This is a genomic window from Nitratireductor sp. GCM10026969 (assembly GCF_042660605.1).
Taxonomy (GTDB): Bacteria; Pseudomonadota; Alphaproteobacteria; order Rhizobiales; family Rhizobiaceae; genus Chelativorans.
Genome location: NZ_JBHSUM010000044.1, coordinates 23,187 through 29,397, shown reverse-complemented (window position 1 = coordinate 29,397; position 6,211 = coordinate 23,187). Strand labels below are relative to the sequence as shown.

Annotated in this window: 5 protein-coding genes and 1 pseudogene; 3 read left to right on the top strand and 3 right to left on the bottom strand. The window is 63.1% G+C overall.

What is annotated here, in order from left to right; genetic code table 11:
• Positions 1-339 (bottom strand): annotated as a pseudogene (locus ACFP9U_RS11585) (primosomal protein N'); the annotation flags it as partial.
• Between the two features lie 95 nt (positions 340-434).
• On the opposite strand from ACFP9U_RS11585, the gene fsa reads away from it, so the two are divergent.
• Both fsa and ACFP9U_RS11575 read left to right on the top strand, forming a co-directional pair.
• Complete coding sequence (fsa, locus tag ACFP9U_RS11580) at positions 435-1,088, top strand: fructose-6-phosphate aldolase (RefSeq protein WP_322453236.1); 654 nt, start codon at positions 435-437, stop codon at positions 1,086-1,088.
• 681 nt (positions 1,089-1,769) lie between these two features.
• Positions 1,770-2,537, top strand: a complete 768-nt coding sequence (locus tag ACFP9U_RS11575; RefSeq protein WP_378621525.1) for a hypothetical protein — start codon at positions 1,770-1,772, stop codon at positions 2,535-2,537.
• A gap of 71 nt (positions 2,538-2,608) precedes the next feature.
• Here the strand turns inward: ACFP9U_RS11575 and acs are convergent, their stop codons facing one another.
• Positions 2,609-4,561, bottom strand: coding sequence for an acetate--CoA ligase (gene acs, locus ACFP9U_RS11570; protein ID WP_378621522.1), 1,953 nt, complete (start codon positions 4,559-4,561; stop codon positions 2,609-2,611).
• Positions 4,562-4,818: 257 nt separating this feature from the next.
• Between acs and ACFP9U_RS11565 the strand changes: the two genes are divergently transcribed.
• Positions 4,819-5,091, top strand: coding sequence for an usg protein (locus ACFP9U_RS11565; protein WP_322453312.1), 273 nt, complete (start codon positions 4,819-4,821; stop codon positions 5,089-5,091).
• 48 nt (positions 5,092-5,139) lie between these two features.
• On the opposite strand, the gene ACFP9U_RS11560 is transcribed toward ACFP9U_RS11565, so the two are convergent.
• Complete coding sequence (locus ACFP9U_RS11560; RefSeq protein WP_378621520.1) at positions 5,140-6,174, bottom strand: aldo/keto reductase; 1,035 nt, start codon at positions 6,172-6,174, stop codon at positions 5,140-5,142.
• Positions 6,175-6,211 lie beyond the last annotated feature (37 nt).

Sequence of the window (6,211 nt, the reverse complement as noted above, 5' to 3'; positions counted from 1 at the left end):
CTCGGGGTCGAAGGCCGCCGGTGCGCGCAGCGCCATGCGCGCCACCATGCCCGGCGGCGACAGCGTGTAGGCGGCGACCCACTCGATGAAGCGGCGCATCTCCGCCGGCAGGGGCGGACAGTCGAAGACCTGCGAGATCTCCTTGAGCTTTTTTGAATCGACTGCCTCGCCGTCGCCGTCCCAGGCCACGCCCGCAACTTCGCGCGGCCCGAGCGGCACGCGCAGAATGGCCCCTGGCGGCACTTCTACCGCTTCCGGGACGGCGTAGGAATAGGGCCGGTCCGTCGGGACGGGCACCATGACGGGAATCACATGCTTGCGCGGCGAATCTCGATTCATCGGACGTGACCTTGCCGGTTTCTTGGTTTAGAGCAAGGCCGAGCTTAAATGAGGGGCGGGCGCGACCGGGCCCGGCCAGCCAGAAGGAGACAGACATGAAGTTTTTCGTCGACACGGCAGACGTCAACGAAATCCGCGAACTCGGCGAAACCGGGCTCCTGGACGGGGTGACGACCAATCCCTCGCTCATCATGAAATCCGGCCGGCCGATCCTCGAAGTCACCAAGGAGATCTGCGACATCGTCGACGGCCCGGTCTCGGCAGAGGTGACGGCGGTCGAGTTCAAGGAAATGATGCGCGAGGCCGACATCCTTTCCGAGATCGCCGACAACATCTGCATCAAGGTGCCGCTCACGATGGACGGCCTCAAGGCCTGCAAGGCGCTGACCGACAGCGGCCGCAACGTCAACGTCACGCTCTGCTTCTCCGCCAACCAGGCGCTGCTCGCGGCCAAGGCCGGCGCCACCTTCATCTCGCCCTTCATCGGCCGGCTGGACGACACCGGTATCGATGGCATGGAGCTGATTGCCGAGATCCGCACGATCTACGACAATTACGACTTCGAGACCGAGATCCTCGCCGCCTCGATCCGCACCATGAACCACGTCAAGCAGGCCGCCCTTATCGGCGCCGACGTGGCGACGGTGCCGCCGTCGGTGCTCAAGGCGCTGGTCAAGCACCCGCTCACCGACAAGGGGCTCGAGGCCTTCCTCGCCGATTGGGCCAAGACCGGGCAGAAGATCGGCTGATTCAGGGTCGAATTGAAGCGGCGAGTTCGTCAGGTGCTCTCGGCAGCCAGCCCACGTGGTTCGACAGGCTCACCATGAGGGCTTGCGTGTGCGCCAGGTCTCCAAGGCCGAGGCTTGCGAGACGCCGGCCTGCCTTGGGTGGAGAGAAGCGCAGCCAGAGCCCTCATGGTGAGCCTGTCGAACCACGTGGGCGGGACGTGCCCCAGCGCAAACGTTCGCTCTGAAGGCAAAAAGGGCCGTCCCGAATGGGACGGCCCTCCGTGTATTCGTTCCCGGCGCGGTCAGCGAGCAGGCTTCTTTGCCCGCACCGCGCGTCATGCACTTCAACCGAGAGGCTGCTCCCGGGAAAGGCAATCCGCCGAGACCACACTGGAACTGAATTCACTCGACATTGGATCACCTCCTTTCGTTTCGTTGCACACGGCGCCCAATGTGGAGGCTGCGGCGGGACGGTGCAAGGGTGTCGGGTCGTTTTCGCTATAGCAGGGGTGAGAAGCAGCACCGCTGTGAAGACAGGCGGCCTTCGATCAGTGAGATGCCTTGCCGCTTACATCGAAGCTCGTCAGGCGATCCGCCATGCACCTCACATTTCAAGAGACTTGCCGCCATTCAGGGAAAACGACGCTTCAATCTTGATCCGCGCACGTGGCCGCTGGCATGACTGTATGAGGAGGCCATTTTATGCACACTCGACGAAGCGCACGGCCGAAGCTCGGGATCGTTTTGCCGGACGATCCAATCAAGTCCGAGCTGCATGACCTCGATACGTGGTTTTTGGCGAGGGGGCACCACGACGTGACCGCGCTCACCCTTCTGTCGAAGATCACCGGCGGGCACTTCGAAGTGGACCTTTATCAAACGGGTGATCCGAACGTTATCGGACCTGTCGCGCGCGAGCTTGCGGCGCAAGGCTGTGACGCCATCGTCTGGGCATGCACCAGCGGCAGCTTCATCGGAGGCCTGGCCTGGGGACGGGGGCAGGCGAAGGCGGTAAGCGAAATGGCCGAGCGTCCGGTCACCAGCACGACCCTGGCCTTCATCTCCGCCTTGCACTCCCTCCAATCGAAGAACGTATATCTCCTTGGAGCCTATCCGGAACCGGTAACGCAAGCCTTTGCAACATGCCTCGGCTCAGCCGGGATCACCGTGGAACGGTGGCACGCACTGGGATCACCCGACGGCCCAAGTTCGTTCCGTCTCTCGCTCATCGAGGAGGTCGATCGTTTCGCCAAGTCGCTGCCGGCCGGATCCGATGAGCCGATCCTCATCCCGGACACGGCAATCAACAGCCTCGATCTGGTCGAACATCTCGAAGAACTGACCGGCCGCATGGTTTTGACGGCCAACCAGGTTACAGTTTGGCATGGGCTCTCGCTGCTTGGCGCCGGCAGGGCTATCGCCAATGCGGGCAAGTTCCTCGCCGTGGATCCCGACAAGCCTGCCCAATAGCAGAAGACGGGCGGTCCCAATGCCGCCCGCGGCAGTACGGCCACGGGCGGCGGGGCGTTTTTCAGCGCCGGCTATTTCCTGTTCTGCCGGTTTTCCACCAGGTCCTCGACAACCGCCGGGTCGGCCAGCGTCGAGGTGTCGCCAAGCGCCTGGTAATCGTCTTCGGCGATCTTGCGCAGGATGCGGCGCATGATCTTGCCCGAACGCGTCTTCGGCAGGCTCGGCGCGAACTGGACCTTGTCGGGCGAGGCGATGGGGCCGATCTCGCTGCGCACGTGGGCGACCAGTTCCTTCTTCAATTCCTCGGAGCCCGTCTCGCCCGCCATCAGCGTGACATAGCAGTAGATGCCCTGCCCCTTGATGTCGTGCGGATAGCCGACAACGGCGGCTTCCGACACCTTGCCGTGGGAGACGAGTGCCGATTCCACCTCGGCCGTGCCCATGCGGTGGCCGGAGACGTTGAGAACGTCGTCGACGCGGCCGGTGATCCAGTAATAGCCGTCCTCGTCGCGGCGGCAGCCGTCGCCGGTGAAATACTTGCCCTTGTAGGTGGAAAAGTAGGTCTGCACGAAGCGGTCGTGGTCGCCGTAGACGGTGCGCATCTGACCGGGCCAGGAATCGACGATGCACAGATTGCCGGCGCCGGCGCCTTCGATCTCGTTGCCTTCATTGTCCACGAGCTGCGGCTTCACGCCGAAGAAGGGCTTGGTGGCCGAACCGGCCTTCAGGTCGATGGCGCCGGGCAGCGGCGTGATCAGGATGCCGCCGGTCTCCGTCTGCCACCAGGTGTCAACGATGGGCACTTGTCTCTCGCCGACCACGTTATAATACCACTCCCAGGCTTCCGGATTGATGGGTTCGCCCACCGTGCCGAGCACCTTGAGCGAGGTGCGCGCAGTCTCCGTCACGAACTGGTCGCCCGCCCCTATCAGCGCGCGGATCGCCGTCGGCGCGGTGTAGAAGATGTTGACCTGGTGCTTGTCGATCACCTGCCAGAAGCGGGAGGCATCGGGATAGTTGGGCACGCCCTCGAACATCAGCGTGACGGCACCGTTGGCGAGCGGTCCATAGACGATGTAGCTGTGGCCGGTGACCCAGCCGACATCGGCCGTGCACCAGTAGATGTCGCCCTCGTGATAGTCGAAAACGTATTGGTGCGTCATGGAAACGTAGACGAGGTAGCCGCCGGTGGTGTGCAGCACGCCCTTGGGCTTGCCCGTCGAGCCGGAGGTGTAGAGGATGAAAAGCGGGTCCTCCGCGTTCATCTTCTCGGGCGGGCACTCGGTTTCCGCTCCTTCCGTCTCCTCATGGTACCAGAGATCGCGACCGTCCTCCCACGCGATATTTCCGCCGGTGTGGCGCACAACGAGCACGTGGCGCACCTTCGCACCCGCCTTCTCCGCAATGGCGATCGCCTTGTCGGTGTTTTCCTTCAGCGGAATCTTCTTGCCGCCGCGCACGCCCTCGTCGGCGGTGATCACGAAATCCGACTGGCAGTCCTCGATACGCCCGGCCAGCGAATCGGGTGAAAAGCCGCCGAAGACCACCGAGTGAACGGCGCCGATCCGCGCACAGGCAAGCATCGCGTAGGCCGCCTCCGGGATCATCGGCATGTAAATCGTCACCCGGTCGCCCTTCTTCACGCCGTGCGACTTGAGCACATTGGCGAGCCGGCAGACATGCTCGTAGAGTTGTCGATAGGTGATCTTCTTGTCGTCGGAGGGGTCATCGCCCTCCCAGATGATCGCCGTCTGGTCGCCGCGCTTTTCCAGGTGCCGGTCGATGCAGTTGTAGGCCACGTTGGTCACGCCGTCCTCGAACCACTTGATCGACACATTCCCTTCAAAACTGGTGTTCTTCACCTTCGTGAAGGGCGTGAACCAGTCGATCCGCCTGCCGTGCTCGGCCCAGAACACCTCCGGATTTTCGATGCTGTCCCTGTACCATTTCTCGTAGGTTTCGCTGTCGATCAGCGCGCGTTCTTTCCACGCGGGCTGAACACGATGAACATGCACGTCGGACATTTTTTCTCCTCCGGATGGGATGGTCTGGCAGGCACCGCGGGGACGCGGCGCGGCTCCTGCCGGCATTATTACCATTCTGACGGCAACGACAATATGAGACGAGGGACGCACCATGCAACCCTGTAGCAGCAATGCGCTTATGCTGCTAACAAATTGAATTTGAAGGAACTTTTTCGTGAGATGGCGCATTTCCGAGTGGACGGCAAGGCGTGAGCGACGCCAAAATCGCCGTGCATGGAACAACACAAGGAATTGTCATGCACACCAGACGCGAAACCGAACTGATGCTGGAGGGCTATGGCCTTACCACGGCAAAAGTCCTCTATCACCTTCCCGATCACCCACACCTGCTGCAGACCTTCGTCTGGCAGCAATACGACATCGCGCCCAAATTCCCGGCGCTGCGCGGCTTCATCGATTTCTGGCGCGACACGCTCGATGGACCGCTGCACTCGGTCACCTACACCCACCAGCACCTGGTCTCCCCCAGTGAATGGCGCAGCGTGACCGGAGAGTTTCTGTTGCAATGATTCCGACCGCCGCACCGCGGCGGCCGGCGGCCGAGGTTCGTCCGGGCGTCAGACGGCAGCGGGATTGAGGCGCGCGAAGCCCTCTTGGCGCCGGTACGGGAAATAGGGATAGGGCGCGGTGACCCGGCTTGCCTCGTCGAGCCGTGCCACCTGCTCCGGCGTCAATGCCCATCCTGAGGCCCCGAGGTTCTGGCGCAGCTGCTCCTCGTTGCGCGCACCGATGATGACGGAGGAAACCGTCGGGCGGCGGGTAAGCCAGTTCAGCGCCACCTGGGGGACGGTCCTTTCGACCTCCTCCGCCACGATTTCGAGAGCGTCGACGACGCGGAAGAGATACGCGTCCTCGACCGGCGGGCCGAATTGTGCCGTATCGTGCAGACGACTTTTCTCCGGCAGGGGCGCGCCGCGGCGGATCTTGCCGGTCAGCCGGCCCCAGCCAAGCGGGCTCCACACGAGAGCGCCCACGCCCTGGTCGAGGCCGAGCGGCATCAGCTCCCACTCGTAATCGCGGCCGATCAGCGAATAATAAACCTGATGCGCGACATAGCGCGGCCAGCCGTGCCGTTCAGCGACAGACAAGGACTTCATCAACTGCCAGCCGGAAAAGTTCGACACGCCGACATAGCGCAGCTTGCCGGCGCGCACGAGCACGTCGAGGGTGGCAAGCACCTCCTCGACCGGCGTTCCGGCGTCAAAGGCGTGAAGCTGCAGAAGATCGATATAGTCGGTCTTCAGACGGCGCAGCGAATCCTCCACCGCCCGGACGAGGCGCCAGCGGGAAGAACCGGCATCGTTCGGTCCCTCGCCCATGGGCAGCGTCGTCTTGGTGGAGATCAGCACGTCCTGGCGGCGCCCCTCGAGCGCTTCGCCGAGCACCGTTTCGGAGGCACCGTCCGAATAGACGTCGGCCGTGTCGAAAAGGTTGACGCCGGATTCCAGGCAGATGTCGATGAGACGCCGCGCCTCCGCAACGCCGGTGTTGCCCCAGGCGCCGAAGAGCGGGCCGGTTCCGCCGAACGTTCCGGTGCCGAAACTGAGAAGGGGAACGTTCAGGCCGGAAGCGCCGAGACGTCGATATTCCATGTCGTTTCTCCATTTGTGCATCTGTTGGCGCGAAGAA